This is a genomic window from Methylobacterium sp. J-030, from assembly GCF_022829545.1.
In the GTDB taxonomy this organism is placed as follows: domain Bacteria; phylum Pseudomonadota; class Alphaproteobacteria; order Rhizobiales; family Beijerinckiaceae; genus Methylobacterium.
The window spans coordinates 42,257-68,528 of record NZ_JAKSYM010000313.1 but is presented as its reverse complement, the minus strand read 5'-3'; the positions used below and the strand labels follow the sequence as shown (position 1 = coordinate 68,528).

At 68.8% G+C, this 26,272-nt stretch carries 24 protein-coding genes and 3 pseudogenes; 14 read left to right on the top strand and 13 right to left on the bottom strand.

Translation table 11 applies throughout. The features are described 5' to 3' along the window. Nucleotides 1–864: 864 nt before the first annotated feature. From soxB to MKK75_RS23510, 4 genes and pseudogenes are all read left to right on the top strand, one after another. Nucleotides 865–2,416, top strand: a pseudogene (soxB, locus tag MKK75_RS23525) (thiosulfohydrolase SoxB); the annotation flags it as partial. After that, nucleotides 2,413–2,895: a hypothetical protein gene (locus MKK75_RS23520; RefSeq protein ID WP_244044933.1), complete on the top strand. Its 483-nt coding sequence runs from the start codon at nucleotides 2,413–2,415 to the stop codon at nucleotides 2,893–2,895. The pseudogene soxB and the gene MKK75_RS23520, both read left to right, overlap by 4 nt. A 15-nt stretch (nucleotides 2,896–2,910) precedes the next feature. Further along, nucleotides 2,911–3,366, top strand: coding sequence for a hypothetical protein (locus MKK75_RS23515; protein WP_244044932.1), 456 nt, complete (start codon nucleotides 2,911–2,913; stop codon nucleotides 3,364–3,366). After that, nucleotides 3,353–3,864: pseudogene (locus MKK75_RS23510) on the top strand (GlcG/HbpS family heme-binding protein). Before MKK75_RS23515 ends, MKK75_RS23510 begins: the two are co-directional and overlap by 14 nt. Before the next feature lie 21 nt (nucleotides 3,865–3,885). Here MKK75_RS23510 and MKK75_RS23505 read toward each other — a convergent pair. Further along, a pseudogene (locus MKK75_RS23505) lies at nucleotides 3,886–4,158 on the bottom strand (NAD(FAD)-dependent dehydrogenase); the annotation flags it as partial. A gap of 43 nt (nucleotides 4,159–4,201) precedes the next feature. Beyond that, complete coding sequence (locus tag MKK75_RS23500; RefSeq protein WP_244044931.1) at nucleotides 4,202–5,002, bottom strand: pentapeptide repeat-containing protein; 801 nt, start codon at nucleotides 5,000–5,002, stop codon at nucleotides 4,202–4,204. Between the two features lie 524 nt (nucleotides 5,003–5,526). Between MKK75_RS23500 and MKK75_RS23495 the strand changes: the two genes are divergently transcribed. Beyond that, nucleotides 5,527–5,829 (top strand): helix-turn-helix domain-containing protein, encoded by a 303-nt coding sequence (locus MKK75_RS23495; protein WP_244044930.1) that lies wholly within the window; start codon nucleotides 5,527–5,529, stop codon nucleotides 5,827–5,829. A 444-nt stretch (nucleotides 5,830–6,273) separates the two neighbouring features. On the opposite strand, the gene MKK75_RS23490 is transcribed toward MKK75_RS23495, so the two are convergent. Further along, nucleotides 6,274–6,456, bottom strand: a complete 183-nt coding sequence (locus tag MKK75_RS23490) for a hypothetical protein (protein ID WP_244044929.1) — start codon at nucleotides 6,454–6,456, stop codon at nucleotides 6,274–6,276. 18 nt (nucleotides 6,457–6,474) lie between these two features. Beyond that, a complete protein-coding gene (locus MKK75_RS23485; protein ID WP_244044928.1) occupies nucleotides 6,475–7,215 on the bottom strand; it encodes a Crp/Fnr family transcriptional regulator in 741 nt (246 codons plus the stop codon). A gap of 336 nt (nucleotides 7,216–7,551) precedes the next feature. On the opposite strand from MKK75_RS23485, the gene MKK75_RS23480 reads away from it, so the two are divergent. After that, a complete protein-coding gene (locus MKK75_RS23480; protein WP_244044927.1) occupies nucleotides 7,552–8,541 on the top strand; it encodes a phosphoribosylaminoimidazolesuccinocarboxamide synthase in 990 nt (329 codons plus the stop codon). Nucleotides 8,542–8,581: 40 nt separating this feature from the next. Here the strand turns inward: MKK75_RS23480 and MKK75_RS23475 are convergent, their stop codons facing one another. From MKK75_RS23475 to MKK75_RS23465, 3 genes are all read right to left on the bottom strand, one after another. Continuing rightward, nucleotides 8,582–8,863, bottom strand: coding sequence for a DUF2312 domain-containing protein (locus MKK75_RS23475; RefSeq protein ID WP_244044926.1), 282 nt, complete (start codon nucleotides 8,861–8,863; stop codon nucleotides 8,582–8,584). Between the two features lie 55 nt (nucleotides 8,864–8,918). Further along, nucleotides 8,919–10,100: an alpha/beta hydrolase gene (locus MKK75_RS23470; RefSeq protein ID WP_244044925.1), complete on the bottom strand. Its 1,182-nt coding sequence runs from the start codon at nucleotides 10,098–10,100 to the stop codon at nucleotides 8,919–8,921. 84 nt (nucleotides 10,101–10,184) lie between these two features. Beyond that, complete coding sequence (locus tag MKK75_RS23465; protein WP_244044924.1) at nucleotides 10,185–11,549, bottom strand: MFS family transporter; 1,365 nt, start codon at nucleotides 11,547–11,549, stop codon at nucleotides 10,185–10,187. A gap of 679 nt (nucleotides 11,550–12,228) precedes the next feature. Between MKK75_RS23465 and MKK75_RS36175 the strand changes: the two genes are divergently transcribed. After that, a complete protein-coding gene (locus MKK75_RS36175; RefSeq protein WP_313901888.1) occupies nucleotides 12,229–12,516 on the top strand; it encodes a DUF1236 domain-containing protein in 288 nt (95 codons plus the stop codon). Nucleotides 12,517–12,618: 102 nt separating this feature from the next. Here the strand turns inward: MKK75_RS36175 and MKK75_RS23455 are convergent, their stop codons facing one another. Both MKK75_RS23455 and hrcA read right to left on the bottom strand, forming a co-directional pair. Then, complete coding sequence (locus tag MKK75_RS23455) at nucleotides 12,619–13,251, bottom strand: LysE family translocator (protein ID WP_244044922.1); 633 nt, start codon at nucleotides 13,249–13,251, stop codon at nucleotides 12,619–12,621. Between the two features lie 420 nt (nucleotides 13,252–13,671). Then, a complete protein-coding gene (gene hrcA / locus MKK75_RS23450) occupies nucleotides 13,672–14,727 on the bottom strand; it encodes a heat-inducible transcriptional repressor HrcA (protein ID WP_244044921.1) in 1,056 nt (351 codons plus the stop codon). A 180-nt stretch (nucleotides 14,728–14,907) separates the two neighbouring features. Between hrcA and rph the strand changes: the two genes are divergently transcribed. From rph to hemW, 3 genes are read left to right on the top strand one after another with little or no spacing between them, the layout of a single operon-like run. Then, nucleotides 14,908–15,621 carry a ribonuclease PH gene (gene rph / locus MKK75_RS23445; protein ID WP_244044920.1) on the top strand — a complete coding sequence of 238 codons (714 nt, stop codon included), beginning with the start codon at nucleotides 14,908–14,910 and terminating at the stop codon, nucleotides 15,619–15,621. Further along, nucleotides 15,618–16,247, top strand: coding sequence for an RdgB/HAM1 family non-canonical purine NTP pyrophosphatase (gene rdgB, locus MKK75_RS23440; protein ID WP_244044919.1), 630 nt, complete (start codon nucleotides 15,618–15,620; stop codon nucleotides 16,245–16,247). The genes rph and rdgB overlap by 4 nt, the downstream gene beginning before the upstream one ends. A gap of 38 nt (nucleotides 16,248–16,285) precedes the next feature. After that, on the top strand, nucleotides 16,286–17,461 hold the full coding sequence (hemW, locus tag MKK75_RS23435) for a radical SAM family heme chaperone HemW (protein ID WP_244044918.1): 1,176 nt from the start codon (nucleotides 16,286–16,288) through the stop codon (nucleotides 17,459–17,461). Here hemW and MKK75_RS23430 read toward each other — a convergent pair whose 3' ends face one another. After that, complete coding sequence (locus MKK75_RS23430; protein WP_244044917.1) at nucleotides 17,462–18,745, bottom strand: penicillin-binding protein activator; 1,284 nt, start codon at nucleotides 18,743–18,745, stop codon at nucleotides 17,462–17,464. Between the two features lie 135 nt (nucleotides 18,746–18,880). On the opposite strand from MKK75_RS23430, the gene rsmI reads away from it, so the two are divergent. Next, nucleotides 18,881–19,849 (top strand): 16S rRNA (cytidine(1402)-2'-O)-methyltransferase, encoded by a 969-nt coding sequence (gene rsmI, locus MKK75_RS23425; RefSeq protein ID WP_244044916.1) that lies wholly within the window; start codon nucleotides 18,881–18,883, stop codon nucleotides 19,847–19,849. Further along, nucleotides 19,846–20,235 carry a YraN family protein gene (locus MKK75_RS23420; protein ID WP_244044915.1) on the top strand — a complete coding sequence of 130 codons (390 nt, stop codon included), beginning with the start codon at nucleotides 19,846–19,848 and terminating at the stop codon, nucleotides 20,233–20,235. Before rsmI ends, MKK75_RS23420 begins: the two co-directional genes overlap by 4 nt. A 16-nt stretch (nucleotides 20,236–20,251) precedes the next feature. On the opposite strand, the gene MKK75_RS23415 is transcribed toward MKK75_RS23420, so the two are convergent. The 3 genes from MKK75_RS23415 to MKK75_RS23405 form a co-directional block, all read right to left on the bottom strand. Further along, entirely contained in the window at nucleotides 20,252–20,641 is a 390-nt protein-coding gene (locus tag MKK75_RS23415) for a response regulator (RefSeq protein WP_243920087.1), read from the bottom strand. 256 nt (nucleotides 20,642–20,897) lie between these two features. Beyond that, entirely contained in the window at nucleotides 20,898–22,010 is a 1,113-nt protein-coding gene (locus MKK75_RS23410) for a L,D-transpeptidase (protein ID WP_244044914.1), read from the bottom strand. 74 nt (nucleotides 22,011–22,084) lie between these two features. After that, nucleotides 22,085–22,987 (bottom strand): extensin family protein, encoded by a 903-nt coding sequence (locus MKK75_RS23405; protein ID WP_244044913.1) that lies wholly within the window; start codon nucleotides 22,985–22,987, stop codon nucleotides 22,085–22,087. 175 nt (nucleotides 22,988–23,162) lie between these two features. Here MKK75_RS23405 and MKK75_RS23400 point away from each other — a divergent pair, with 175 nt between their 5' ends. Continuing rightward, nucleotides 23,163–25,238 carry a M3 family metallopeptidase gene (locus tag MKK75_RS23400; protein WP_244044912.1) on the top strand — a complete coding sequence of 692 codons (2,076 nt, stop codon included), beginning with the start codon at nucleotides 23,163–23,165 and terminating at the stop codon, nucleotides 25,236–25,238. Between the two features lie 83 nt (nucleotides 25,239–25,321). Next, nucleotides 25,322–26,224 (top strand): hypothetical protein, encoded by a 903-nt coding sequence (locus MKK75_RS23395; RefSeq protein WP_244044911.1) that lies wholly within the window; start codon nucleotides 25,322–25,324, stop codon nucleotides 26,222–26,224. Nucleotides 26,225–26,272: the final 48 nt, after the last annotated feature.

Here is a 26,272-nt window from a genome sequence, read left to right as displayed (position 1 = left end):
CAGCGCTCCCCCCGCGCAGCAATTCTGGCGTTGGAGCGCTTCGTCCGCGTGCCGCGAGGCAGGCCCCGTTTCGCCGCGAAAGACAAATCACAATCCCAAGTCCGCGGTCTTGATCCCCGCCGAGACGACGGTTCTCGGCTTGAGCCGTGCCCGATCGTAACGCGCGCGGGACACGACCGTGACCTGTGGCAGATCGATCGGGTGATCCCATCCGACCCCCTCATCCCGAGGTGCCCGCGTCAGCGGGCCGCTAAGGCGGCTCCGGGGATCGCAGAGCCGTCCGGAGGTCTCCTTCGAGGCCTGCGCTGCGCTCCGGCGCCTCAGGAGGACGGGGTGGGTGGGACAGCCGCTCCGAGGCATCCCTGTCGTCTGTCGTGTCCCGTGCGCATTGCCATCGCGCGCGGCTCCGAGCCTTCGTCGTGGCGCGCTCTTGCGTCGATCCGGTCTCCACGTCGGCGGGGGGCGCTCTCGCGGCAGGAAGCGCCGCCGGGCCGACCGCTTCCTCCGCCCTGTCGGGGTACCGGAATGCGTCGATCGGGAGCTGTCCGCTTTGCAAGCAAGCCTTCACCGGAGCAGTCCGTCTGATTCCGGCCAACTTCGGTCGCGTTGGCGGGCGTCACTGGATGATTGGGTCGGGTGGGGAGCGGACCCAAACTCTCAGTCCCGGAGCGGGCGTTATATCGGGGACCCGGACCTCGATCGATCTGGGCGGGCCAACCCGCTGGGATGTGGTCGTATCAGTCACCGCAGCGTTCAGGCGGCTGTGGCCTCATTGCCACCACGCTTGCGCCGGAGGAAGGCGAATGTGGCACCGGCCAGGAGGATGCCGAGGCTGGCATTCACCTCGGGTGAGGGCCCGCCACCGGAGCCACCGCCGCCCGAAGGCCCCACCTCGTCGGCGAGGCATTCCTAAACCGGTTCGGCTTCGATCCGGACAGCCGCGAGGCTTACGCCTTCACCTATCTCGACTTCGAGGCGGCGGCCACGCGCTACGGTCGGCTCGGGGGGGGGGGCGCCCCGCTCCGAACCCTCGTCAACCGCCTGCGTGCCGAGGCGCCCGGGGGGCCACGCCGTCCTCCTCGACGGCGGCGACCTGTGGCAGGGCAGCGGACTCGCGAACGCCCGCAAGGGCGCCGACATGGTTGAGGCAGCCAACCTGCTGGGCATCGACGCGATGACCGGTCATTGGGAGTTCACCTACGGGCAGGACGGCCTGCGCGCGAACCTCGCCCAGTTCAGGGGCGAGTTCTTGGCCCAGAACGTGTTCCTGACGGAGGAGGCCGCCTTCAACGAGGCGCCGGCCTTCGATCCCGCCTCGGGCCGAGTGTTCAAGCCGGTCACCATCAAGGCGTTCGGCGACCGCCGCGTGGCGATCATCGGACAGGCCTTTCCCTATGTGCCGATCGCCCACCCGAAGCGCTTCACACCGGACTGGACCTTCGGCATCCGCGACGCCCAACTTCAGGTCCTGGTGGACGAGGTGCGCGGCAAGGACAAGGTCGATGCCATGGTGCTGCTCTCGCACAACGGCATGGATGTCGACCTGAAGCTCGCGAACCGGGTTGCCGGCATCGACCTGATCCTCGGCGGCCACACCCACGACGCGGTGCCGGAGCCCGTCGCGGTGTCCAATGCCAAGGGCAAGACCCTGGTCTCGAACGCCGGTTCCAACGGCAAGTTCCTGGCGGTGGTCGACCTCGACCTTGCCCCCGGCGCCCTGCGCGGGATCTGCTACCGCCTGCTCCCTGTCTTCACCGACCTCCTGAAGCCTGACGCCGAGATGGAGGCGCTGATCGCCTCCCTCGAAGCCCCGCACGCGGCCGCCTTCGGGCGGCGGCTCGCCACCGCCGAGGGGTTGCTCTACCGGCGCGGCAACTTCACCGGCACGATGGATCATCTGCTGTGCGATGCCCTGCGCACGCGGCTCGACGCGGAAATCTCGCTCTCGCCGGGCTTCCGCTGGGGCACCTCGGTGCTGGCAGGCGGGGACGTCACCGCGCAGGACGTCCTGGCGCAGACCGCCACGACCTACTCGGAGACCTACGTCCAGCCGATGACCGGCGCCCTGATTCACGCCATCATGGAGGATGTCTGCGACAACCTCTTCAACCCGGATCCCTATTACCAGCAGGGCGGCGACATGGTCCGGGTCGGCGGCTTGAGTTACCGCTGCGAGCCGGGCGCCGAGAGCGGCAAGCGCATCTCCGACCTCACCCTCACGGACGGCGGGAGACTTGATCGGGCCAAGACCTACCGGGTCGCGGGCTGGGCCTCCGTCAACCCGCAGGAGGGCAAGCCGGTCTGGGATATCCTGGAGGCGCAGCTCGGCCGGTCGGGAAGGGCGGACCTGTCACCGGACAAACCGGTGGACGTGGTCGGCGTGGCGGACAACCCCGGTTACGGCGGATCGGCGTGAGCGGCTCCGGCCTGCCGCGCAGGCTGCTGCTCGGCGGCCTCTTCGTGCCGGCTGTGGCCCAGGCCGGCGGGACGCCCGCCGCCGCGACCCTCGGCGGCGGCCAGGCGCCGGAGGTCTCGGCCTTCGCCGAGCACCGCCTCGCCCTTCAGCTCTCCGAGCGCGATCCGCACCGGCAGGACCTCGTGCTCAGCGTCGCCAACAACGTGTTGAAGGCCTACGGGCCGGACAAGGTGGCGATTGAGGTGGTCGCCTTCGGCCCCGGCATCGACCTCCTGCGGCAGGAGAGTCCGCACCGGATCGGAGTGGACAGCCTCGTCGCCCAGGGCGTGCGCTTCGACGTGTGCATGAACACAGTCGAGACCATCGCCCGCGAGACCGGACGGCGGCCGGCGATCAACCCGCACGCGATTCCGGTCGAGGCCGGGGTGGTGCAACTGATGACGCTGGCAGAGACCGGGTACACCCTGGTCCGGCCCTGACGAATGGAGCGCGCCATGCGACACATGTCCCGACGCCCGATGCTGCTTCTCATGGCCGGGCTCGCCGCCGCTCCGGCCCTCGCCGCCGAGGGGCCGAAGGGACACCGCGTGGTGTTCCAAGTCGATACCGCCGATCCGGCCACCATGAGCCTGACCCTCAACAACGCCACCAACGTCGTCGATTTCTACCGCGCGAAGCACGAGGAGGTGGAGATCGACATCGTCGCCTTCGGCCCGGGCCTGGCCATGTACCGCGCCGACACATCCACGGTGGCCGACCGGATCGCGCATTTTGCCGATTACGGTTTCCCGTCGAAGATCCAGTTCTCAGCCTGCAACAACACCAAGACCGCGATGGAGCAGGCCGAGGGGCACCCGATCACCCTGCTGCCGCAGGCGAATCTCGTCCCCTCCGGCGTGGTGCAGATCATGGACCGTCAGGAGCAGGGGTGGAGCTATGTACGGCCCTGATGCCCGACGGGTTCGCCTAGCGGTGGCCCTCGCCCTGGCCTGCCTCGCTGGCCCTGCAGCGGCTGAGGACGCGCTCTTGACCTACAAATCTGTCTCGCCCGACATCGCCTTCGCCATCGCCCAGGCCGCCCTGACGAAGTGCCGCGCGGACGGGCTTCAGGTCGCGGTGGTGGTGATGGACGGATCGGGTCTCCCCTCGTGCTGCTGCGCGACCGTTTCGCCGGCCTGCCCTCGGCCACCACCGCCTCGTCGAAGGCGTATACGGCCTTGAGCTTCCGCAGCACGACGGCGGACTTCGCCAAGGCCATCGCGGACAAGCGCCTCGATCCTGGTCTCGGCCGGCTGCCGAACGTGGTGGCGATGGCCGGCGGCCTGCCGATCGAGGCGGGGGGCGGCCTCGTCGGGGCGGGCGGTGTCTCCGGCGCACCGGGCGGCGACAAGGACGCGGCCTGCGCCGCCGCGGGGATCGACGCGGTGCGCGACCAGCTCGACTTCTGACCGGCGCCCCGGGGGACCGCCTCAGGCGACGGCCTTCGGTTTGGCCGTCCATTCCCGGCCGCGCAGCATGCCCTTCCGGTAGATCGGTGGCAGCATCCGCTCCTTCCGGAGCCAGGCTACATGGCTCGGCTTGGTGCCGTCGATGAGCCAGGCGGGAAAGCTCGGCAGCAGCTTGCCGCTCTAGCCGAACTCCGCAAGCAGGATCTTGCCGCGCTCCACCGTGCGCGGGCAGGACCCGTACCCGTCGGAGGCGACCTCCGCCGCGCGCAGCCGGCCCATGTCGACGAGGAGGTTGGGCTCGTATCTCCGTGAGAGTGAGGAGGTATGGGTACGTTGCTCAGTTGGCCGCCCGGGTGACGGCGCGGTCGGCATTCACGCGCTCCGACCAGTCTTTGGCTTCGGCTTGACCCTTGAGGTCGATCAGTTTGGCGGCGTCGACGTCGACGTTCTTGAAGTCGGCGCCTGTGACCGTGGCGCCCGTCAGGTTCGCCCCGGACAGGTCCGAGCCCATCAGCACCACATCGGTCAGGTTGGCATCCTTGAGGTTGGCGTATTCCAGCCGCGACCGCCCGAGGTTAGCCCCCTTCAGGTTCGCACCCGACAGGTTCACCGAGGTGAAAACCGCCCGCATCAGGCCCATCGACTGGTTCTTGATGTCGGCCCCGCCCTTGAGGTCGACCAGTGTCGCGCCGCTCATATTGGCGCCCTTGAAGTCGCCGATCGGCATGGAGCGGCTGAGATCGGCGCCGCTGAAGTCGGCGTCCCGGGCGGTGATGCCGAACATCTTCGCGTCCGCAAGCTTGGCGCCGGATAGATCGGCCTTCAGGAACCACGCTTGTTCGAGGTTCGCGCCGCTGAGGTCGGCGCCGCGCAAGTTGGTGTTGTTCAGGCGCGCGGTCCGCAGGTTGGCGCCCCGGAGGTTCAGGCCGGAAAGATCGAGTCCCGACAGCGCCTTGTCGTGCAGGTCGACGGGCTTGCCGTCCGCGGTCTTGATCATCGCCTCGACGTCGACGCGGCTCATCTCGGCCTTGGTCATGGCGGGCGAGGTCATGTCGGCCCCGAGCAGGAGGTCCTGTTCGGCCGCGGCGGGGCCGGCGGCGAGGACGGCGAGCATGAAGCTCAAGGCGAGGCGGCGCATCGGTTCACTCCCGGTGGGCGCCGCACACGGCAGGCACCCTTATCGTGTTCGTTGCGATCCGATGGTATGCCGGGCCGCTGCGCCCAGTCGGTGACCCAAGTCACACAAGTCCGGCGCGGCGGGCGAAAAACGCAACGCGAGCCGGATGATCAGCCCTTTGTCGTGGCCGGGGGGACGACGCCAGCCATGACGGATGCCCAGAAGGTCGAGCGATGGATCGACCGGTTTGCGCTTCTCCAAGCTCTCAGCCCGGCGCACCTCCAGAGCGCCCGGGGAACCGTGCATTTCCCAGTGCTGGACCAAGGCGCCGTCGCCTACGACCCAGATGGCGAGTGCGCCAACGACCGATGTGCCTGGAGGGGCGCACGCGGATCTTCCGCAGGTCGGAGAGCGGGCGCGAGATGCTGATCTAAAAGGTCGGCCCGGGCGGCACCTGCCCCCTGACCATGCAGTGCCTCCGGTCTGGCCGCACCTTCCCGGCCCAAAGCGTAGCCGAGGAGAGGACCGAACTCGCAGCTCTGCCAGTGAGCACGTTCCAGCACCTGATGGGCGAGAGCGCCGCCTTCCGCAGCTTCGTCATGGACGACGATACGCGGCTCATGTCTGACCTGTTGACGCTGACCGATGAGGTCGCTTTCGCACCGCTCACGCAGCGCCTCGCGCAGCGGCTCCTTGCTGACGCCGATCCGCGGGGTGTCGCGGCGGCGACCCATCAGAAGCTCGCGGACGGCGTCGGTAGCGTCCGCGAGGTTGTCAGCCGTCTTGTGGGGCAATGGTTCGAGACGGGTCTGATCGAACTTCGTCGGGGGCGCAATCGAGATCGTTGATCGTCCCGGCTTGGCGGCCGAAGGTCGGCATTAACCTGAGGCGTGCTCGTGACTGCTTTCGAGGGTTGAGGCGGGGCGAGCGTTGCGATTGAGTCGGCCCGACAGGAAGCCGTCCGCTTTCCTGGCAAGCCTTCTCCAAAGCCGCCGTTCCGCTCTCGGCCACAAGCAGTCGACGGTTGCCGCTCGAAAGCTGCGGTCGCCCCGTCCTTATCGCGGCTGTCGAGCTGGCGAGCCCCAGCAGCCTTCAGAGATCATCGGAAGCACCGGTTGGCGCCTACGTCACAGTCCCATCGATTGCTTGGGTAACGTGTTCCGCGCTCGGCTCGGCGGGAGAAAGCTGGGCGTGTCGCGCAGCACGATGTAAACCTCGCTCTTTCTGCCTCGTGCCGTACCTACCGCGTTGATCGGCAGCATGTCGTCGTTGAAGGCGAGCGCGGTGGCCAGTCATACTGGCGGCGTAGCGTTGAGGCTTGGCAAATCCTTCTCCCGGCCGAAGCCCATTGCCGAGGCCGCGATCAGCTGAGCAAAGGACTTGTCGATCTTGCTCGGGTCAAAAAACATGAGAGCGCAGTTTGGCTGACGTCGAAGGGATAGGAGCGCTGCAGCAAAATCGGAGAGCGCAAGCATCCGAGCGGGCGTCCGCCCCTATTGACCCAGATGCAGATAGGTCGGGTCGAAATCCGCTGCAGACGCTAAGCCTGCCCAGTCATGTACGGTCAGACGTCGGCTCCGCAGCGATAGCAACCCCGCGGCCTTCAGGTCCCGAATCGTGCGATTGACGTGAACTGGCGTGATGCCGAGGGCATCAGCCAGTTCGGGCTGGGTCATGGGCCAGTCGCAGCTCAGCTCCGGCGCGAGCCCGACAGCATCGAGGCGCGTGACCAACTCGCAGACGAGATGGGCCATCCGGGCGTAGGCATCCCGGCGACCGGTATTCAGCATCCATTCGCGGACGACGGCGGCATCGATCAGCGTCGCCCGCCAGAAGACTTCGCCGAGCCTCGGATGCGCGCGGAGCAGCGCGCGCACCGCCTCGTGCTGCACGAACCCGACACGGCACGGACTGATGGCCGCGATGCTGATGTCGAGGGTCTGGAGGTGAAGGCTCTGGAAATCGGGCACGTCGCCGGGGACGTAATAGCTCATGACCTGTCGTTTGCCGCCCCGGGTGGTCTTATAGGTACTGGCGATACCGGACAGGAGTGCGAAGCTGCGGCCCGGCCGGTCTCCCTCGCGCACGATGTCCTGGTAGGCCTCGAACTGAGCTACCTGCATCGGCAGAGCCTCGAGAGCGCCGCGTTCCTCGGATGAGAGCTCGAACAGCGCTATGCTGTCGACCTTGCGCAGCAGAGGATGCCGAGTCGCGTTCTGGTTTGAACCGTTCATCTCATCTCAATCGGCTTTGGGCAGACACCGCACGGAATGCGCGCGTCCGACCGGCACGCAGTATCCTGGTGCTCCGCCAACACCAATTGATGCAATCGAGGCCTGAAGATAGATCCGATACGAATATTTCCATCGAGATTGTACTTGTCGCAGCTCAAAATGCATCGATGCGGGGAGTAGACCCTCCGCTGTTCCGGATCGCGATGGCCCGGCGAAGGGCTTCATCGACGCGCGATGCGCGGAAGCGCCGTGGTGAAACGGGGCTGGCAATCTCCTTGCCGTCCGCGCACACAGGCGGCGCGGCAGCATCGCCGCCCTGCCTGACGGAACGCTCGGATGAACACGGCCGATCTCGCCCCGCACGCGCATCAGGTCCTGGCCGAGGCGACGCTGTCCGGATTGCCGGACCACTACCGCGGGAAGGTCCGGGACAATTACGATCTTCCGGACGGACGGCGCATCCTGATCACCACCGACCGGATCAGCGCGTTCGACCGCGCGCTCGCCGCGATCCCGTTCAAGGGGCGGGTGCTGACACAAACCGCGCGCTTCTGGTTCGAGCAGACCGTTGATCTGTGCCCGAACCACGTCCTGGCCTACCCGGATCCCAACGTCGTGGTCGGTCGGCGCCTCGAGATCCTGCCGGTGGAGGTGGTGGTCCGCGGCTATCTCGCCGGCACGACCTCGACCTCCGTGTTGACCCGGTACCGGGCCGGCGAACGGGAGATGTACGGGCATCGCTTCCCCGACGGAATGCGCCCGAATGAGCAGCTGCCGGTCCCGATCATCACGCCGACCACCAAGGCCTTCGACGGCGGCCACGACGAACCCCTGACGGAGACCGAGATCCTGGCTCGCGGCCTGCTGAGTGCGGAGCAGTGGCGCGTCGTCTCGGACGCGGCTCTGGCCCTGTTCGCCCGGGGGCAGGCCGTGGCGGCGGAGCGCGGCCTGATCCTGGCGGACACCAAGTACGAGTTCGGCACGGACGCTGAGGGCCGGATCGTCCTGGCGGACGAGATCCACACCCCGGACAGCAGCCGTTACTGGTTCGCGCAGAGCTATGCCGATCGCTTCGGCCGCGGGGCCGCGCCCGAGAGTTTCGACAAGGATTTCGTGCGCAACTGGGTCGTGGCGCGCTGTGATCCCTATCGCGAGCCGATCCCCGAGATTCCGGCGGACGTGGTTCTCGAGACCGCCGCGGTCTACATCAGGGCCTACGAAATCATCACCGGAGCACGCTTCGTCCTGCCGGACCCGTCCGAGGTGCCGCTCGATCGGGTGCGCCGCAACCTCGACGCCTATCTGGCGGCCAATCCGGACCGGTAAGGGGCGGCACACCGCGCCGCCCCGGGTTGTGCGCGAAGGCTCAGGCGGCCGCCGCCATTGGGGCCGGGGCGGGCGCATCCATCGCCCGGAGGTACACGTCGAGCAGCGTCTCGTGCTCGTCGCGTTCGTCCTTGTCCTGCTTGCGGATCTTCAGGATCTCCTTGAGGATCTTGACGTCCAGGCCCTCGCCCTTGGCCTCGGCGAAGATCTCCTTCTTGGCCTCCATCAGGTCCTTGATCTCTTCGTCCAGCCGCTCGATGCGCTCGATGATCGAGCGGATCCGGTCGCCCGCGACGCCCACGGTGTCGGTCATATCGGTCATGCAATTCCTCGTCGGATGACGAGGGTATCCTCGCCGGCGCAGGGTAAGCGATCGGTTAAGGCCGGGCCGGCGCCTGGATCCGCCCCACGATCCAGTCGAGGATCGCATCCGCCACCGCGTCGCTGTTGGACTCCAGCATCATCATGTGGCCGTTTCCATGGATGCCGTGCTCGGCGAGGTCGAGCCGGTCCGGCCTGGCGCCGGCCTGGGTGAGGAACGCCGCGGTGCAATCATCCATCGTGGCGCGGAACGAGGCCTCGGCGGTGACGATCACGGCAGGCACCCGGGCGAGGTTCGGAAGGGTACGGACAGGCTCCGCCTGAAGCCAGCAGCGGATCTTGTCGGGCGCGGCCGCCGTCTCGGCCTGCATGACGGTGAGGTCGGTCGGGCCACGCACCGGCGGCTCGAAATGCAGCGGGACCCGGGTGATGCCGTAGGGCCGGGCGCGTGCGTCGCCGACGCGCTCGTACCAGTCGGCGCCGCCCTTGAACCGGATGTCGTAGAAGGTCGGCCCGTTTGGCTCCACGGCGACATGCGCCTTCACAAGGTCAGGTCGCTGGTCCGACACCGCCCAGCCGAAGACCCCGGCCTGCGAATGCGTGACAAGGATCGCGGGGCCGATCTTCTCAAGGAGCGCGATCAGTGCCGGATCGACCAACTCCTCGGTTCTCAGCGCGCTGGCGATATAGGGGATTTGCGAGAGGTAGAACTGATCGAAGGCGGCGTTGCCGCGCACCCCCGGGCCGCCCGGCCACTGGCTGTGCAGCTTTGCCTGCGGATAGAGCGAGAAGCGTTCCTGCCCGGTGAAGACGGTCTCCAGATCTTCGACCGGAAGGCGGGCATAGGGACCATAGGTATCCGGATCGCCACCGGAGCGGCCCCGTCCGACCTGATCCACGACATACACCGCGAAGCCCTTCGCGGCGAACCGGTCCGCCCAGCCGGGCCGGCCATCGGGCGTGCCGAGGAAGTTCGTTCCGGACTGCGCGGTGCCGTGCACCATGACGACCGGGTAGGGCTGCGTGATCCGCTCCGGCGCGCGGTATTCCACGAACATCTGCCCGAGGGCCGTGGTCTTGCCATTCGCGCCGGCATAGCCGCCGCCAACAAAGAAGTAGCCGCTCGTCTGATGCGGCTTGAACGGTGCCGAGGCCGACCCCTGTTCGGCGGCCCGCGGAGCCGGTCCGGCGGCGAGGCAGAGCAGGGCCAAGACCCCTGCGGTGGTCTTCCTCAGCATGATGTCCTCCCGCGGACGTCTCGCGCGTCCGCGGGGGTATATCAGCGCGAATGGGTCGCCCGGTCCAGCGCGGCGCGGCCGCCCTCAGGCGTGCGCGAAGCGGGACTTCTTGCCCAGCGCCTCCTCGACGGTGCCGGCGCCGTCGAGATAACCATGCACCTTCGGGTTCGGCATGATCAGCGACGCCACGAAGGCGATCGCCATCAGCACGGTCACGTACCAGAAGAACGTGCTCTCCATGCCGTTGTCCTTGAACCACAGGGCGACGAACTCGGCGGTGCCGCCGAAGATGGCGTTGGCGATCGCGTAGGACAGACCGACGCCGAGCGCGCGCACGTTGGTCGGGAACAGTTCGGCCTTCACGATGCCGCTGATGCCCGTGTAGAACGACACCACGGCCAGCCCCAGCGTGATCAGCGCGAAGGCGAGATACGGGTCCTTGTTGGTGCCGAGCGCCGTCATCAGCGGCACGACCATGAGCGTTCCAAGGCCGCTGTAGAGCAGCATGTTGGCCTTGCGGCCGATCTTGTCGGACAGCGCTCCGAAGATCGGCTGGATCGCCATGTAGACGAACAGCACCACGGTCATGACCTGCGAGGCCGATGTTTTCGGCATGCCGGCGGTGTTGACGAGATACTTCTGCATGTAGGTCGTGAACGTATAGAAGCTCAAGCTGCCGCCGGCCGTGTAGGCCACGACCACGAGGAACGCCCGCCAGTGCTTGAACAACTCGGCGAAGGTGCCGGCGCTCTCCTTGTCGCCGCTGCCCTTGGTCTCGGCCAGCGAGCGCCGGAGATAGAGCGCCACGATGGCAAGCCCGGCGCCGATGAAGAACGGGATGCGCCAGCCCCAGGCGGTGAGTTCGGGACCGGTCATCACGGTCTGGAGCACGACGAGGACCAGCGAGGCGAGGAGCTGCCCGCCGATCAGCGTCACGTACTGGAACGAGGCGAAGAAGCCGCGTTTCCCCTTGATCGCCACCTCGCTCATGTAAGTCGCCGAGGTACCGTACTCGCCGCCGACCGAGAGGCCCTGGAGCATGCGGGCGAGGAGCAGCAGCACGGGCGCCAGGGTGCCGACATGCGCGTAGGTCGGCAACACGCCGATCAGCAGCGAGCCGAAGCACATCATCAGCACGGAGATGACCATCGAGGTCCGCCGCCCGACCCGGTCGGCGATCCGCCCGAACAGCCACCCCCCGACCGGACGCATGAAGAAGCCGACGGCGAAGATGCCGGCGGTCTGGAGCAGCTGGCTGGTGGAATCGCCCTTCGGGAAGAAGGCCGGCGCGAAGTAGAGCGCGAAGAATGCGTAGCAGTAGAAGTCGTACCACTCGACCAGATTGCCCGAGGACGAGCCGACGATCGCCCAGATGCGCCGCTTCCGGTCGGCGGCATCGTCGTATGTGCCCGGTGCGATACCGATCGTATCGTCTCGCAAGGCGGACATGGCGTCTCCGTCGATCGCTTTATGGCACGGCGACTGCCGGCCTCTTCTTCGTACGATCCGACGTTACAGCTGATGACCGTGATCGCAAGTCCGTGATGATTCTTTCCTCAGGACGCGCTCGGCGCCTGTCATCCGCGGCACTGCCGCAGTCGCAGCGTCCGGAACGGTTTACCCCGGGGGGCCGTTGCGGGCCGGTCCGGGCGCCGATGGCGCTCCCACGAAGGCTGGAGGAGAGGCCATGAAGCGGATTGTGATGGACACGGTGGCATTTGCCATCGTCGTCGCGGGGGCGGCGACCGCGTTCGCGCAGGGCGGACCGGGCGGTCCCGGGGGCGGCGGGCCCGGTGGAGGCGGGGGACCGCCTGGCGCCGGCGCTGGTCCGGCCGGCGGCGGTGGTCCGGGGGGTGGCGGCGCCGGTCAGGGCGGAGCAGGCGGCGGCATGCGGGGCGGGGCCGAGGGTGGCCAGCGCAGTGCCGAGCCGGGTGGACCCGGTGGGCGCGGTGCCGAAGGGCCTGGCCGCGTCGGCGGTGCGAACGAGCGCGGCGGACCGGCTGAGCGCGGCGCGCGGCAGCCCGGACCGGGCGGAGAGCGCGGCAACCGCGATGCCGGGCCCGATCAGGGCGGCCGCGGTCCCGCCGGTGAACGTGGTCCCGCCGGTGAGCGCGGAGGCCGTGCAGGCGTGCGTGATGGCGGCTCGGTCCGCGGTGCGGCGGGCCGGCTCGACACGCGGCAGCGCACCGAGTTCCGCTCGTCAATCACCCGCCTGGGCGTCTCGCCGCTCCGGGACGTCGCCTTCGGTCTGGCGGTCGGCACGGCGATCCCGCGCTCGGTGGGCCTGCACCGGCTGCCGCCGTCCCTCGTCGAGATCGTGCCGGAATACGAGGGCTACGACTTCGTCCTGGTGCGCGATGACATCGTGATCGTCGATCCCGACACCTACGAGATCGTGGACGTGATCCCGGGCTGACCGGCCCACGACGAATGCCGCACGCCGGACCGACCTTGTTTCGGCGTGCGGCGTTGACCACCGGGCCGCACGATGGACGTATCACCGCCGATCGCGGCGCGATCAGCGGTGAGCGTCGGCCACCATGCGGACCGCGAGCGACGCCAGCACCGTCCCCATCACCCAGCGCTGCACGACGCTCCAGAGCGGGCGCTGGTTGAAGAATGCGGCGATCGTCCCGGCGGCAAGGACGAAGACGGCATTCATCCCCACGCTGACGGCGAGCTGCGTGCCGCAAAAGATCAGAGCCTGGGCTAGCACGCTTCCGTTCTCGGGGACGATGATTTGAGGGAGCAGCGACAGGTACAGGACCGCGATCTTCGGGTTGAGCAGGTTGGTCAGCAGACCCATCATGAAGAGCCTGCGCCGGCTGTCCTTCGGCAGGTCGCGGACCTCGAACGGGGATCGGCCGTTGGGCCGGACCGCCTGCCACGCGAGGTACAGGAGGTAGAGTGCGCCGGCGAGGCGGACGGCATCGTAGGCGTAAGGGACCGCGATGAGCAGCGCCGTCAGGCCCACGGCTGCACACACCATGTAGACGATATGGCCCGCGAGGATGCCGCCGAGCGAGATCAGGCCGGCCGTCCGCCCCTGCGCGATCGAGCGGGAGATCAGATAGACCATATTCGGCCCCGGCGTCAGGGCCATGCCCAGCGAGACGAAAGCAAAAGTCAGGTCATTGCCCAGATCAGGCATGTCGATCCGTCCCGCCAAAGGTCGCGCCGAAGACGCCGCCCTACGCCTCTTCCAGGCCAATGTCATTCACGACAGCGAGTCGCCTTCGGCAGCGAGCTGACGAGTTCGGCGCAAACTTGTCAAAGCGTGCAGCAGCCGCTGGCATACCGCCGATGCATGATTACTCCGAAAGCCCGGCCGGCTGAAACGGGTCGTGAGCTTGACCGACTAACCTGCGAAGGCCGCGCGCGGCCGGGAGTGCAGAGGATGGTCATCGCTCCGGCATGGTCCAGAAAAGCGAACGGCGGGTCACACTGCGCCGCGCATTCGTCTCTGGACACGGCAACACCGGAAACGGTGAATGCCAGGGATCGGCGGTCACCGCTGCCAATCCCGCTCCCGAAGATGACGCGCCCCGCGCCGGGCACAGCAACGGTCGCGTCACCGCCCCCCGTCCAGAAGTTTCGACACCACGCGAGCGGTGTAATCGACCATCGGCACGATGCGTGCGTAGTTCAGCCGCGTCGGCCCGATCACCCCGACCACGCCGACGATCTTCTGGGCTCCGTCCCGGAACGGCGCGGCGATCAGCGACGAGCCCGAGAGCGAGAACAGCTTGTTCTCGGAGCCGATGAAGATGCGCACGCCGTCCCCCCCTTCGGCCCGGGCGAGGAGGTCGATGACGTCCTTCTGGCTCTCCAGATCGTTGAACAGCAGGCGGATACGCTCCAGATCCTCGGCGGCCTTGAGGTCGCCGAGGAGGTTCGCCTGCCCGCGCACGATCAGTTGGCGCGCCTCGGTGGGGCCGACCGGCGTCGCGAGCCCGGCATCTACGAGGCGCTCGGTCAGGGCGTCGAGTTCGCGCTTCATCGCCTGACGGCCGGCCTCGATCTCCGCGCGCAGGGAGCCGAGGGTCCGGCCCTGGAGGCGGGCGTTCAGGAAGTTCGTCGCCTCCCGCAGCGCGCTGGCGGGCAGGCCGGGCGGCAGGTCCACGAGGCGATTCTCGACGGAGCCATCGTCGGAGACCATCACGACGAGCGCCCGGGCCGGGTCCAGGCGCACGAACTCGATGTGCTTCAGGTTCACGTTCGCCTTGGTGGTCAGCACCACGCCGGCGCCGCGCGAGATGCCCGACAGCATGGTGGAGGCTTCGGCCAGCGCCGAATCGAAGGTGTGGCCCGAGGCCGCGGCCCGCATCTGCGCCTCGATCCGAGCCTGCTCGTCCTGGCCGACGTCGCCGAGTTCCAGCATCGCGTCGACGAAGAAGCGCAGGCCGAGTTCCGTCGGCAGCCGGCCGGCCGAGGTGTGCGGCGCGAAGATGAGGCCGGAATGCTCCAGATCCGCCATCACGTTGCGGATCGACGCCGGTGACAGGGCCATCGGGAGGATTCGCGCGAGGTTGCGCGAGCCCACCGGCTCACCCGTGGTGAGATAGCTCTCGACGATCTGCCGGAAGATCTCCCGGGCGCGTTCGTTGAGCGCGGCAAGCGCTTGCATCGATGGACAATCGGGAAATCGCGGGTTCGGGTCTGTCACGCTTTGATCCTGTGGTCCGATCATGTCCAACCGCCCGCTCGGGATCAATCCGTCTCAAGCGGTTCGCCTGCGCCGCTTGCCGGCGCGGACCCGGCGGCCTAAGAGCCCGGCCCTCGACTTTCCTCACAGAAGGGGTCCGCAATGCGGCCTTCCAAGCGTGGCGCCGACGAGTTGCGGCCCGTGAGCCTGGAGCGCGCGGTCTCGCGCTACGCCGAGGGCTCGTGCCTCGTCAGCTTCGGCAACACCCGGGTGCTCTGCACCGCCTCGCTGGAGGAGCGCGGACCGCCGTGGTTGCGCGGTTCGGGCAAGGGCTGGGTCACGGCCGAATACGCCATGCTCCCGCGTGCGACGCACGAACGCACCCGCCGCGAAATCGGTTCCGGCAAGCCCTCGGGGCGGACACAGGAGATCCAGCGCCTGATCGGCCGGTCGCTCCGGGCCGTGACCAACCTGCAGGCGCTGGGCGAACGGCAGGTCACCGTGGATTGCGACGTGATCCAGGCCGATGGCGGCACCCGCACCGCCGCGATCACGGGCGCCTGGGTGGCGCTGCACGATTGCTTCGGCTGGATGCGGGCGCGCTCGATCATCTCGGTCGATCCGCTGCGCGACCACGTCGCGGCCGTCTCCTGCGGCCTCTACAAGGGCACGCCGGTACTCGATCTCGACTACGCCGAGGATTCGGCGGCCGAGACCGATGCCAACTTCGTGCTCACCGGCCGCGGCGGCATCGTCGAGGTGCAGGGCACCGCCGAGATGGAGCCGTTCTCGGAAGCTCAGCTCCTCGAGCTGCTGCGCCTTGCCCGCGCCGGCACCGACCGGCTGGTCGCCCTCCAGAAGGAGGCGATCGCGTGAGCCGGCGGCTGACGGGGAAGGTCGTCATCGCCACGCACAATGCCGGCAAGCTCGCCGAGATGCGCGCGCTGCTGGCGCCGTTCGGGATCGAAGCCGTATCGGCCGGCGAACTCGGCCTGCCCGAGCCGGACGAGACCGGCACGATGTTCGCCGAGAACGCCGCGATCAAAGCCAAGGCCGCCGCCGACGCCACTGGCCTCCCGGCCTTCGCGGACGATTCAGGCCTGTGCGTCGACGCCCTCGACGGAGCGCCGGGTATCTTTTCCGCCCGCTGGGCCGGCCCGACCAAGGACTTTGCCGGCGCCATGGCGCGGATCTTTTCGGAACTCGACCGGCGCGGCGCATCGGATCGCCGCGCGCATTTCGTCTCGGCCCTGGTGCTCGCATGGCCGGACGGCCACACCGAGCTGTTCGAGGGCCGGGTGTTCGGCGACCTCGTGGAACTCCGCGGCTCGGCCGGCTTCGGCTACGATCCGATCTTCCGGCCGGACGGGCACGACCGGACCTTCGGCGAGATGAGCGCGGAGGAGAAGCACGGCGTCGATTGGCAGCGGGGTCAGGGCCTGTCGCACCGTGCCCGGGCCTTCGTGGAACTGAGCCGGGCCTGCCTCGCGCCCGGCGCCTGATTGCCAAACCGGGTTGCGGCGCTCACATCCCCGCCATCATGCAAGCGACCGGCCCGGACCATCCGACCCGCGACGTGGGTTTCGGCATCTACCTGCACTGGCCTTTCTGCGCCGCGAAGTGCCCGTACTGCGACTTCAACAGCCACGTCCGCCACGCCCGCGTTGACGAGCCGCGCTTCCTCGACGCCTTCCGGGCCGAGATCGACCATGCCGCCGCGCGGACGCCCGGCCGCACCGTCACCAGCATCTTCCTCGGCGGCGGCACCCCATCGCTGATGCAGCCCGCCACGGTCGCCGGCCTGCTCGACGCCGTGGCGGCGCACTGGCCGGTGGCGAAGGACGCGGAGATCACCCTGGAGGCCAACCCGTCGAGCGTGGAGGCGGCCCGCTTCCGCGGCTATCGCGCAGCCGGGGTCAACCGGGTTTCGCTCGGCGTGCAGGCGCTGGACGACGCATCGCTTCGGGCGCTCGGCCGCTTGCACGACGTGGGGCAGGCGCGCGATGCGATCCGCGTCGCCCAGGCGACCTTCGCGCGCACATCCTTCGACCTGATCTATGCCCGGCCGGGCCAGACACTCGCGATGTGGCGGGACGAGCTGGGCGAGGCGCTGGAGCGGGCCGGCGAGCATCTGTCCCTGTACCAGCTCACCATCGAGCCGGGCACGCCCTTCCACGGCCTCGCCAACGCGGGCAAACTTGTGGTCCCGGACGACGACATGGCGCGCGCGCTCTACGACGTGACGCAGGAACTCTGCGCACGGGCCGGGTTGCCCGCCTACGAAATTTCGAACCATGCCCGGCCCGGCGCGGAATCGCGCCACAACCTGCTCTACTGGCGCTACGGCGAATATGCGGGGATCGGTCCCGGCGCGCACGGGCGCCTCGTCACCGAGGCGGGTCGGATCGGCACCGTGACAGAGCGCGGGCCCGAGGCGTGGCTCGCCCGGGTCGAGGGCGACGGCCACGGCATCGTCGAGACCGAGGCGCTTTCGCCGGCCGATCAGGCCGACGAGTTCCTGGTGATGGGCCTGCGGCTGCGCGAGGGGATCGATCCGGAGCGCTACGCCGCCCTGAAGGGTCGGCCCCTCAACGACAACCGGATCGGCATGCTGGCGGGCGACGGACTGCTGGAGCGGCGTCCCGGCGGCCGCATCGCCGTCACCGCTTGGGGCGCACCGGTTCTCAACGCGATCGTGGCCGAACTCGCCGGCTGATCAGAGGCCGGGCTTGGCCAGAACCCGAGGGGCCGGGCTCACCACCGTCGCGGCGTTGTTGCGGATCTCGTAGACGGCCAGCGCTCGTTCGCTCTGCCCGTCGGGACGGAAGCGGAAGGTGCCGTCCACCCCGGCGAAACCGGCTCCGTTGGTCAAGGTCGCTCCCGCGAAGCGCTGCGAGCCGTATTGCCGGGCGAGCGCCGCGGCGAGCGTGACGGCGTCGTAGGTCAGGGATGTGACGCGTGGCGGAACGGCGCCGAACCGCGCCTGATAACGCCCGCTGAACGCCGAGAAGCCGCTGCGGTCCGGCGCGGCGAAATGGCCGCCCTGAAGGGCCGGGAGGGCGAACAGCGCCGGTTCGTTCCACAGGGCCGTGCCGACCGGCCGCACCCGGGCCGGGGAGAAGCCGGCCTTGGTCAGCGCGGCGGCGACGGCCGGCAGCGTCTCGGCGGTGTCCGGGATGAACAGCGCGTCGGCCGTCGCGCCGGGACCCGTGATGACGCGGGCCAACCGCTCCACCGCCGGGCCCGGAGCGCCCGCCGGGTAGCGTTCCACCGCCGCCACGCGGGCGCCCCGGCGTGCCACCGTCTCGCGGAAGGCCGCCTCGACGGCGTTGCCGTAGGCGGTCTCGGGGATGAGCGCGGCGAAGGAGCGCTTGCCGCCCGCCACCGAATCCTCGACCACCCGGTCGACCTCCGGCTGCGGCAGGAAGCTCAGGAGATAGACGTTGAGTGCAGCCACGGTGACGTCGGTCGAGAAGCCGATCACCGGCTTGCCACTTGTCTTCGCCACCGCGGCCGCGGATTGGACGCTGCCGGCGAAGAGGGGGCCGAGGACGATCTCGGCGCCCTGCCGCAGGGCCTCCTGGGTGGCGTCCCGCGCCCCGTCGGGCGTGCCACGGTCGTCCTCCACGAGGATCGTCAGGTCCGGCTGCTGCGCCTCCTCGAAGGCCAGCTGCGCGGCGTTGCGCATGGCGGTGCCGACGGCCGATCCCTGTCCGGTAAGCGGCAGGACGAGGGCGACCTTCACCGAGCCGCCGCCGATCCGCGGCCCGGGCGACGCCATGGGGGTGACCGACCCAGGCACGCCCGGCACCGGCGTGGCTGCCGACGGAACCGCCTGCGGCACCTCGACGGGGGGTGCGAGGCTGGCCTGCGGAGGCGGCCTGCGCCGGCCATCATCGCTGCCGAGGCAGCCGCCGAGGGGCAGCAGCGCTGCGCACATGAGGGCGCTCAGGGCGGTGACGCGCGCAAGACGGACCGGCGCGCCGATCAGGCGCGTCATGGCGCGGTCTCCTTCGGGCAGGCCATGGCAACGTGATCGTGGGATCCGAAAATGTAAACGCACCGCGAAGGACTTGCTCCCGGCGACGCGGCTCCCGCGCGACGAGAGACGCCCAGTGTGGCAAGATCGCCAGCCATGACCCGCCGATTCGACACCTCGGGGCGCTCCGCGTCGCCGACAGTCCCATCCCAGAAGCCAGCCGACCGGCCGCGGAGCACCACCTTCACGGCCTTCGGGCTGGCGAGCGAGGCTGAACCGCTCGCCCCTGGCCTACACATCGTGGCCACGCCGATCGGCAACCTGCGCGATATCACCATCCGCGCGCTCGCCACCCTCGCGGCGGCCGATGCGGTTCTTGCCGAGGATACCCGCGTGACGCGGAACCTGCTCGCCCACTACGGCATCACGACGCCGCTGCTCGCCTATCACGAGCATTCGAACGATGCCGTGCATGAGCGGATGGTCGGCCGGCTGCGGGCCGGCGCGGCTCTGGCGCTCGTCTCGGATGCGGGCACGCCCCTCGTCTCGGACCCGGGCTACAAGCTGGTCCAGGCGGTCATCGAGGCCGGGATCCCGATCACACCGGTTCCCGGTCCCTCGGCGGTGATGACCGCCCTGGTCGCGGCGGGCCTGCCGACCGACCGGTTCTTCTTCGAGGGGTTTCTACCGCAGAAAGCCGGCGCCCGGCGCAACCGCCTGGAGGCATTGATCCAGGTGCCGGGCACGCTGGTCCTGTTCGAATCGCCGCACCGGCTGCCCGAGATGCTGAGCGATGCCGCCGCGGTGCTGGGGACCGACCGCCCCGCTGCGGTGACCCGGGAATTGACCAAACTCTACGAGACGATCCGCCGCGACACCCTCGGCGGCCTCAGCCAGCGCTTCGCCGAGGACGGGCCGCCGAAGGGCGAGATCGTCGTGATCATCGGCGCCGCCACCGCCGTGGAGCGTACCGCGGACGATGACGAAGCCCTCGATGCCCTGCTCCGCACGGCTCTGGAGCGGCACTCGATCAAGGATGCCGCAAGCCTCGTGGCCGATGAGACCGGGCAGCCGCGCCGCCTCGTCTACACGCGGGCGCTCGCCCTGGCGCGGAGCGAGGGATGACCGATGCGCGGCCTGAACAGGCCGGGAAGCGCCGGGCGGCCTATCGACGCGGCCATCGCGCGGAGTGGCTGGCCCTGGCGGCGCTGATGCTGAAGGGTTATTGGCCGATCGGCCGGCGCGTGAGTTTCGCGGGGGGCGAGATCGACCTCGTCGTCCAGCGCTGGAACACGATCGCGTTCGTGGAGGTCAAGGCGCGGTCCCGGCGCGATGACGCCCGGGAGGCGATCGACGCGGCCAAGAAGCGCCGCTTCTCCAGGGCCGTCAGATCCTGGATCGGGCACAATCCCTGGTGCACGAGCATGACGTTCCGGGCGGATGCCGTATTCGTCGGCGCCCGTGAATGGCCGGCGCATGTCGCCGACGCGTTCACGATCGAAGGCCTGTGACGCGACGGCCGCCGGATCAAGCTCTGGCAGCGCGGATGGCGCCGATCAGCGTGCGCTTCAGCTCAGCTTGACTGAAGGGCTTCTGAACCACCGGCCGATCACGGAACGGCTCCCGGATGCCGGCGCCGCCGTAGCCGGTCGAGAAGACCAGCGGGAGATCGCGCTTCGCGATCGCCTCGGCGACCGGATAGATCGGCTCACCGGCCACGTTCACATCGAGGATCGCGACCTCGAACGTCTCCTGGGCGGCCATTTCGAGGGCGGAGGACAGGCGCGCGGCCGGTCCGACGACGGCGCAGCCGAAATCGAGCAGCATGTCCTCCAGCAGCATCGAGATCGCAGCCTCATCCTCCACGACGAGTACGCGGACGCCGTTGAGAACATCATCGTTGGAGTCAGCAGTCACGCCGGGCCGTCTTCCCTTCGAGCGCCCCCGCACCGGGGACCAAGCCGTCCGATTGGTTTTACTCGAGAACCGCTTGGTCGGCGTCCAGAAATACGCAACGCCGCCACGACGAACGGTTCACGAGGCAGCCTGTGGCGTCGCCCGTAACGCGCAACGTGTCAAGCGTTCCTGAGCCGTTCCCGGCCGGTGTTCGCGCAGTATGTTAACCGATGTTACATATTCGCAGCGAGGACCGCCCAATCGGCGGGCGACGGCGTCATTCGTCCTTGAAGCTGACCTTCGCACCGCGCGCGACGTGGGCCGCAAGATCGCGGGCATTCCAATTGGTCAGCCGGATGCAACCATGGGATTCGGTCTTACCGACCTTCTCAGGCTCTGGCGTCCCGTGGATACCGTAACTCGGGATCGCAAGGTCGATCCAGACGAGTCCAACCGGGTTATTCGGACCGGACTGGATGGTGAACTTGTGCTGCGCTTTCACGCCTTTGAATGCGTATTTCGGGTTATAAGTATAGTCGGGATCGAACGCGACGCCCTTGACCTTCGTGTCACCGCTCGGAGCCGGCTTCTCGGTGCTGCCGATCGAAGCGGGGTAATAGGCCAACAGTTTCCCGTCCGTTCCGAAAGCACGCACGTCGCGACTGCTCTTGTCGACTTCGATGCGCTCGACCTTGGGGTCCTGCGGCAACTCCTTCGCCTTCGGCTTGTCGGTCCCCATCGGGTCTACTGCCGCCACCGAGATCGTCGTACCGGCCTTGTCGAGGGGTTTGTCCGGATTGAGCGTCGTGACCAGCGCGCGGGCCATGTGAAAGCGTTCGGCCAGCATTTCCCGCGGGTTCGTGTAGCTCATCGCCTTCAGATCGGCCTGCTGCTCCATCTTGGGCGGGATCGTGTCGACGTAGGGGCCCTTAACGTCGGCTTCCGTGATGGTGTAGTCCGTGACCACGGGCTTGTCGCTCGTGGCCTTGAGCTTGTCCCAGACCTCCGGCGTCAGCGCCTGCGTGGCGGGAAGGCCCTGCGCCGTCGCGAAGGCGGACAGCGCCCGCTTGTAATTGTCGCCCAGCAGGCCATCGATGGCGCCGGGATAGAAGTGGGCGCGATCCAGCAGCACCTGGGCTTTGACGATCAGCGGATCGGGCTTGTCGTCCCCCGCCTTGTCTTTGCTCTGCCCCTTGGCGGACGACCTGTCATCGGCCGGCGGCGACAGCGACGCCGTGTTGACGGCCTCCGCGGTGAGAGCAGGCGATGGCGCTTCGCGGTCCACGGCTTTCGCGCTCGGGCGGGCTTCGGCAGCCGGCATCGCGAGGCTGGTTGCCAGAAGCGTCGCCGAGAGCGCCGCAAGGACCGGCCGCCAGGGTTTCGGACTCATTGAGATCGCCGTCTCCGGAAGCGTAGGCGCTTCGCACGCAGAAATGCCGCGTCTGCCCGAACGTTCCACCCGCGTCATTCACAGAGACGATGGCCGGCGGTCCGCTCGCGCTCGTCGAGGTGGAAGTGATTGGCGTGGGCCGCGTTCGTGCCCGGCCCCAGGACCGTGCGGAAAAAGCCGCAGGCCTTGCCGCGGACGGCGTTCAGGAACTGTGCCTCGTCGGTTCCCTCCGGCATCGCCTTCACCGCGATGCTGCCGCGACCCGCAAAGGTGAAACCCATCACGTCGACGGCGTTGGCGAAGGCGTGCTCGCTGAGCTTTGCATCGACGTCGTGGTTCTGACCGCGGCAGACGTAGGAGCCGCCGAGTTCGAGGCCCGTCAATCCGTGCTTGAGGGTCCGATCCGCCTCGATCTGAACCTCGGTCACCCAGCGCGCGAGGGCTTCGGCCGACCGGCAGGTGAGCGTCGCGCCCTGCGGCAGCGCGACATCGTCGGCGAGCCGTACGACCTTCAGCGGCAGCGGCGCCGTGCACTGGCCGTCGGCGATCGGCGGCAGGGGCTCGAACGCGACGCCGAGCCGCTTCAGCCGGGTCCGGCACGCGGTGTCGTCCGGCGCTGCGACCTTAAGTGCCAGGGCCGCCTCGCCGGAAAGCTCCGGCGGCCGTCCGGGCGGGGTCGGGGGCGGAGTCGGGATTTCGGGCTTCTCCGCCGCCGGCGTTTCGGTGGCCTCGCTGGGTTTGGCAGCGGGGGGCGTCAGCTCGGCCGGGCGGGCCGGCGGCGTCGGCGGAGGCGCCTCGGGCACGGGCGGCGCCTTCAGCGCCTCCGGCCGCTCCGGCGGGAGAGGCGGGGGTACTGGAACGGTCGAGGCCGGCGTCTCGGCCGCCCGGCCCGCCGCGAGAGAGAGCACCAGGGCAAGGGCGCCGAACGCCAGGGCCGTCGGCGAACGGTGAATCGTCAAGAAAGATCGTCCCGGCATGGGGCCTCGAAGCGTGGGCGTCGGTTCACACAAACGAGCGAGCAGCCCTTCGGATCGCCGGCGCGGTTGACGGATGGCGCGAACAGGATTTTCTCTGCCGGATTGGATGCGCGAGCCCCGTCGCCAAATTGCCGCGACGACGGCCCGCGCTGCCTGACACGAATCTGAGGATGGAATGCCGGACGCCTTTGAAGCCGGGCTCCCCAGCCTGCCGCGGGACAATCCCTTTCACGAGGCGCGCTGGACCACGCCCCACGGGCTTCCGCCCTTCGAGCGGATCACGCCGGAGCATTACCGCCCGGCCTTCGAGGCGGCGCTCGCGGCCCATGCCGGCGAGATCGAGGCCATCGCGTCCGAGACGACGCCCGCGACCTTCGCCAACACCGTGGCGGCCATGGAGCGGGCGGGGCAGGCCCTCGATCGGGTCGCCGGCGTCTTCTACAACCTGACCGGCAGCCACACGAACCCGGAGCTGCAGGCGATCGAGCGCGAGATCGGGCCGAAACTCGCCCGCCACGGCAGCGCGATCTACTTGAACCCGCAACTCTGGGCGCGGATCTCGGCGGTCGACGCGGAGGCCGACGGCCTCGGTCCGGAGGAGCGGCGTGTCCTCGATCGCTACCGTGTCCGCTTCCGCCGGGCCGGCGCGACGCTCGAATCCGACGCCAAGGCGCGCATCGCCGAGATCGCGGCCCGGATGTCGGAGCTCGGCACCCGGTTCAGCCAGAACCTCCTGGCCGACGAGAGCAGCTTCACGCTCCCGCTCCAGACCGAGGACGACCTCGCCGGACTGCCGCCGTTCTTGCGAGCCGCCGCCCGGAGTGCCGCGGAAGAGCGGGGGCTGGAGGGCCACGTCATCACCCTGTCGCGCTCGCTCATCGAGCCGTTCCTGGTCTGCTCCACCCGCCGCGACCTGCGCGAGCGCGCCTACGCGGCCTGGACTCGGCGCGGTGAGAATGGCGGCGAGACCGACAACCGCGCGATTGCCGCCGAGATCATCCAGTTGCGCGCCGAGCGGGCGCGCCTGCTGGGCTTCGACAGCTTCGCGCACTTCGCCCTCGACGATACGATGGCGGCGAGCCCCGATGCGGCCACCGGCCTCCTGCGCGAGGTCTGGACCCCCGCCCGGGCGCGGGCGGGCGACGAGCGCGACCGGCTCCAGGCGGCGATCCAGGACGAGGGCCACAACTTCACCCTCCAGGCACATGATTGGCGCCACTATGCCGAGAAGGTGCGGCGCGCCGAGCACGATCTCGATGAGAGCGAGATCAAGACCTACCTGCCCCTGGAACGGATGATCCAGGCGGCTTTCGATACGGCTTCCCGGCTGTTCGGGCTGACCTTCGAGGAACTGGCCGACGTGCCGCGCTACCACCCCGACGTGCGGGTCTGGCGGGTCGGCAACCCGGACGGATCCGAGGTTGGGCTGTTCCTGGGCGACTACTTCGCCCGGGCCACCAAGCGCTCCGGCGCCTGGATGAGTGCGTTCCGCTCGCAGGAGCGGCTGAACGGGCCGATCACGCCGATCATCGTCAACGTGATGAACTTCGCCAAGGCGCCGGAGGGCGAGAGCACGCTGTTGTCGTTCGACGACGCGCGCACCCTGTTCCACGAGTTCGGCCACGCCCTGCACGGGCTCCTGTCGGACGTGACCTATCCGATGCTCTCCGGCACGGCGGTGGCCCGCGACTTCGTGGAACTGCCCTCGCAGCTCTACGAGCACTGGCTGGAGCAGCCGGAAGTCCTGCGCACCCACGCGCGCCATCACCAGACCGGGGCGCCGATGCCGGATGCGCTGCTCCGGAAGCTGCTCGCCGCCCGCACCTTCAACCAGGGCTTCGCCACCGTCGAGTACACCGCCTCGGCGATCGTCGACATGACGCTCCATCTCTCGGCCGAGGGTGAGGCGGGGCTCGACGTGCCGGCTTTCGAGGGCGAAGCGCTCCGGCGGATCGGCATGCCGGCCGAGATCGGCATGCGGCATCGCACGCCGCACTTCGCCCACATCTTCTCCGGCGACGGCTACGCGGCGGGCTACTACAGCTATCTCTGGTCGGAGGTGCTGGATGCCGACGCGTTCGACGCCTTCCGAGAGGCCGGCGACATCTTCGATGCGGAGACCGCCAAGCGCCTGCGCACTTTCGTGTACGGCGCCGGCAACCTGCGGGATCCGCGCGAGGCCTACACGGCGTTCCGCGGGCGGATGCCGAGCATCGAGCCGCTGCTGAAGAAGCGTGGCCTGGCGGCTTGAGCAGGCCCGGCCGGTAAGGCTTTCGTAAACAAACGTCCTTAACGAACGCTTGCAGCGACATCCTGCAGGCGGAGTTGGGGGCGATGATCAAGACCGAGACCAAGCCGGCCGCCACGCCGGACGACCTGCTCAAGGCCGTGGTGAGCGGCCAGGCCGAATCGGCAGCGGATGCCGTCAAGGCGCCGAAAACCGCTGCGCCTGCGCTGGTTGTGCTTCGGTCGCTGTCGCGGATCGACCGGCGGAGGCTTGCGGTTCCGGGCGCCTGCCTCGCGCTCGGCGCCCTGTTCGGCGGCGGCCTCATCGCGTTGACTCGCTCGTCCGCTTTGTCGAGCGACGCCGTCGCGGCGCTCAGCACGACCCTCGATGCCGGCCGGACCGAGACCGCGCGCCTTGGGAGCGATATCGCGCAGCTCCATCAGGTCCTGGCCGACCTGCGCGCCTCCACCGACTCCGCACGCAAGGAGGCGTCGAGCCGCAGCGGCGCGCTCGGCGAGCGCCTTGCGCAGCTCGACAAGAATCTGACCGCCAAGACGGCTGCCCTCGGCGAACGTCTCGAACAGGTCGAGCGGGAGCAAACCGCCCGAATCGCCGGCCTCGCAGCCCAGATCGAACGTCGCGCCGCGACGGTCGCCAAAGCCGAGCCGTCCCAGACCGGAAGTCTTGCCGAGACCCGCAGCGTCGAGCCGAAGGTGGTCGAGGCCAAGGTCACGGACGCCAGGATCACCGAGGCGAAGCTCGCCGATGTCAAGCCGGCCGACGTGAAGCCGAAGGCTCCGGTGAGCGACAAGCCCCCCGTGATCGACGCCTGGGCGGTCCGCGAGGTCTATGACGGGATGGCGATCCTGGAGAACCGCCGGCACCGGCTCCTGGAAATCGGGCCGGGCGAGATTCTTCCCGGTTTCGGCCGTGTCGAGGGCGTCGAGCGCCGCGGGCGCGACTGGGTGGTGGTGACCCGCCAGGGCCTTGTTACCCCACAGCCCTGGTAACTGTTCGGAGCCGGTGCTTCTCACGTCGTGTGGAAAGGTCCGATGCCA

What these genes read in the sequence shown, in the direction of transcription:
- MKK75_RS23515 (WP_244044932.1), top strand. Translation starts at nt 2,911, where the DNA reads ATGCGACACATGTCCCGACGCCCGATGCTGCTTCTCATGGCCGGGCTC.
- MKK75_RS23500 (WP_244044931.1), bottom strand. Translation starts at nt 5,002, where the DNA reads ATGCGCCGCCTCGCCTTGAGCTTCATGCTCGCCGTCCTCGCCGCCGGC.
- MKK75_RS23490 (WP_244044929.1), bottom strand. Translation starts at nt 6,456, where the DNA reads ATGCTTGCGCTCTCCGATTTTGCTGCAGCGCTCCTATCCCTTCGACGT.
- MKK75_RS23485 (WP_244044928.1), bottom strand. Translation starts at nt 7,215, where the DNA reads ATGAACGGTTCAAACCAGAACGCGACTCGGCATCCTCTGCTGCGCAAG.
- MKK75_RS23480 (WP_244044927.1), top strand. Translation starts at nt 7,552, where the DNA reads ATGAACACGGCCGATCTCGCCCCGCACGCGCATCAGGTCCTGGCCGAG.
- MKK75_RS23475 (WP_244044926.1), bottom strand. Translation starts at nt 8,863, where the DNA reads ATGACCGATATGACCGACACCGTGGGCGTCGCGGGCGACCGGATCCGC.
- MKK75_RS23470 (WP_244044925.1), bottom strand. Translation starts at nt 10,100, where the DNA reads ATGCTGAGGAAGACCACCGCAGGGGTCTTGGCCCTGCTCTGCCTCGCC.
- MKK75_RS23465 (WP_244044924.1), bottom strand. Translation starts at nt 11,549, where the DNA reads ATGTCCGCCTTGCGAGACGATACGATCGGTATCGCACCGGGCACATAC.
- MKK75_RS23455 (WP_244044922.1), bottom strand. Translation starts at nt 13,251, where the DNA reads ATGCCTGATCTGGGCAATGACCTGACTTTTGCTTTCGTCTCGCTGGGC.
- hrcA (WP_244044921.1), bottom strand. Translation starts at nt 14,727, where the DNA reads ATGCAAGCGCTTGCCGCGCTCAACGAACGCGCCCGGGAGATCTTCCGG.
- rph (WP_244044920.1), top strand. Translation starts at nt 14,908, where the DNA reads ATGCGGCCTTCCAAGCGTGGCGCCGACGAGTTGCGGCCCGTGAGCCTG.
- hemW (WP_244044918.1), top strand. Translation starts at nt 16,286, where the DNA reads ATGCAAGCGACCGGCCCGGACCATCCGACCCGCGACGTGGGTTTCGGC.
- MKK75_RS23430 (WP_244044917.1), bottom strand. Translation starts at nt 18,745, where the DNA reads ATGACGCGCCTGATCGGCGCGCCGGTCCGTCTTGCGCGCGTCACCGCC.
- rsmI (WP_244044916.1), top strand. Translation starts at nt 18,881, where the DNA reads ATGACCCGCCGATTCGACACCTCGGGGCGCTCCGCGTCGCCGACAGTC.
- MKK75_RS23420 (WP_244044915.1), top strand. Translation starts at nt 19,846, where the DNA reads ATGACCGATGCGCGGCCTGAACAGGCCGGGAAGCGCCGGGCGGCCTAT.
- MKK75_RS23410 (WP_244044914.1), bottom strand. Translation starts at nt 22,010, where the DNA reads ATGAGTCCGAAACCCTGGCGGCCGGTCCTTGCGGCGCTCTCGGCGACG.
- MKK75_RS23405 (WP_244044913.1), bottom strand. Translation starts at nt 22,987, where the DNA reads ATGCCGGGACGATCTTTCTTGACGATTCACCGTTCGCCGACGGCCCTG.
- MKK75_RS23400 (WP_244044912.1), top strand. Translation starts at nt 23,163, where the DNA reads ATGCCGGACGCCTTTGAAGCCGGGCTCCCCAGCCTGCCGCGGGACAAT.
- MKK75_RS23395 (WP_244044911.1), top strand. Translation starts at nt 25,322, where the DNA reads ATGATCAAGACCGAGACCAAGCCGGCCGCCACGCCGGACGACCTGCTC.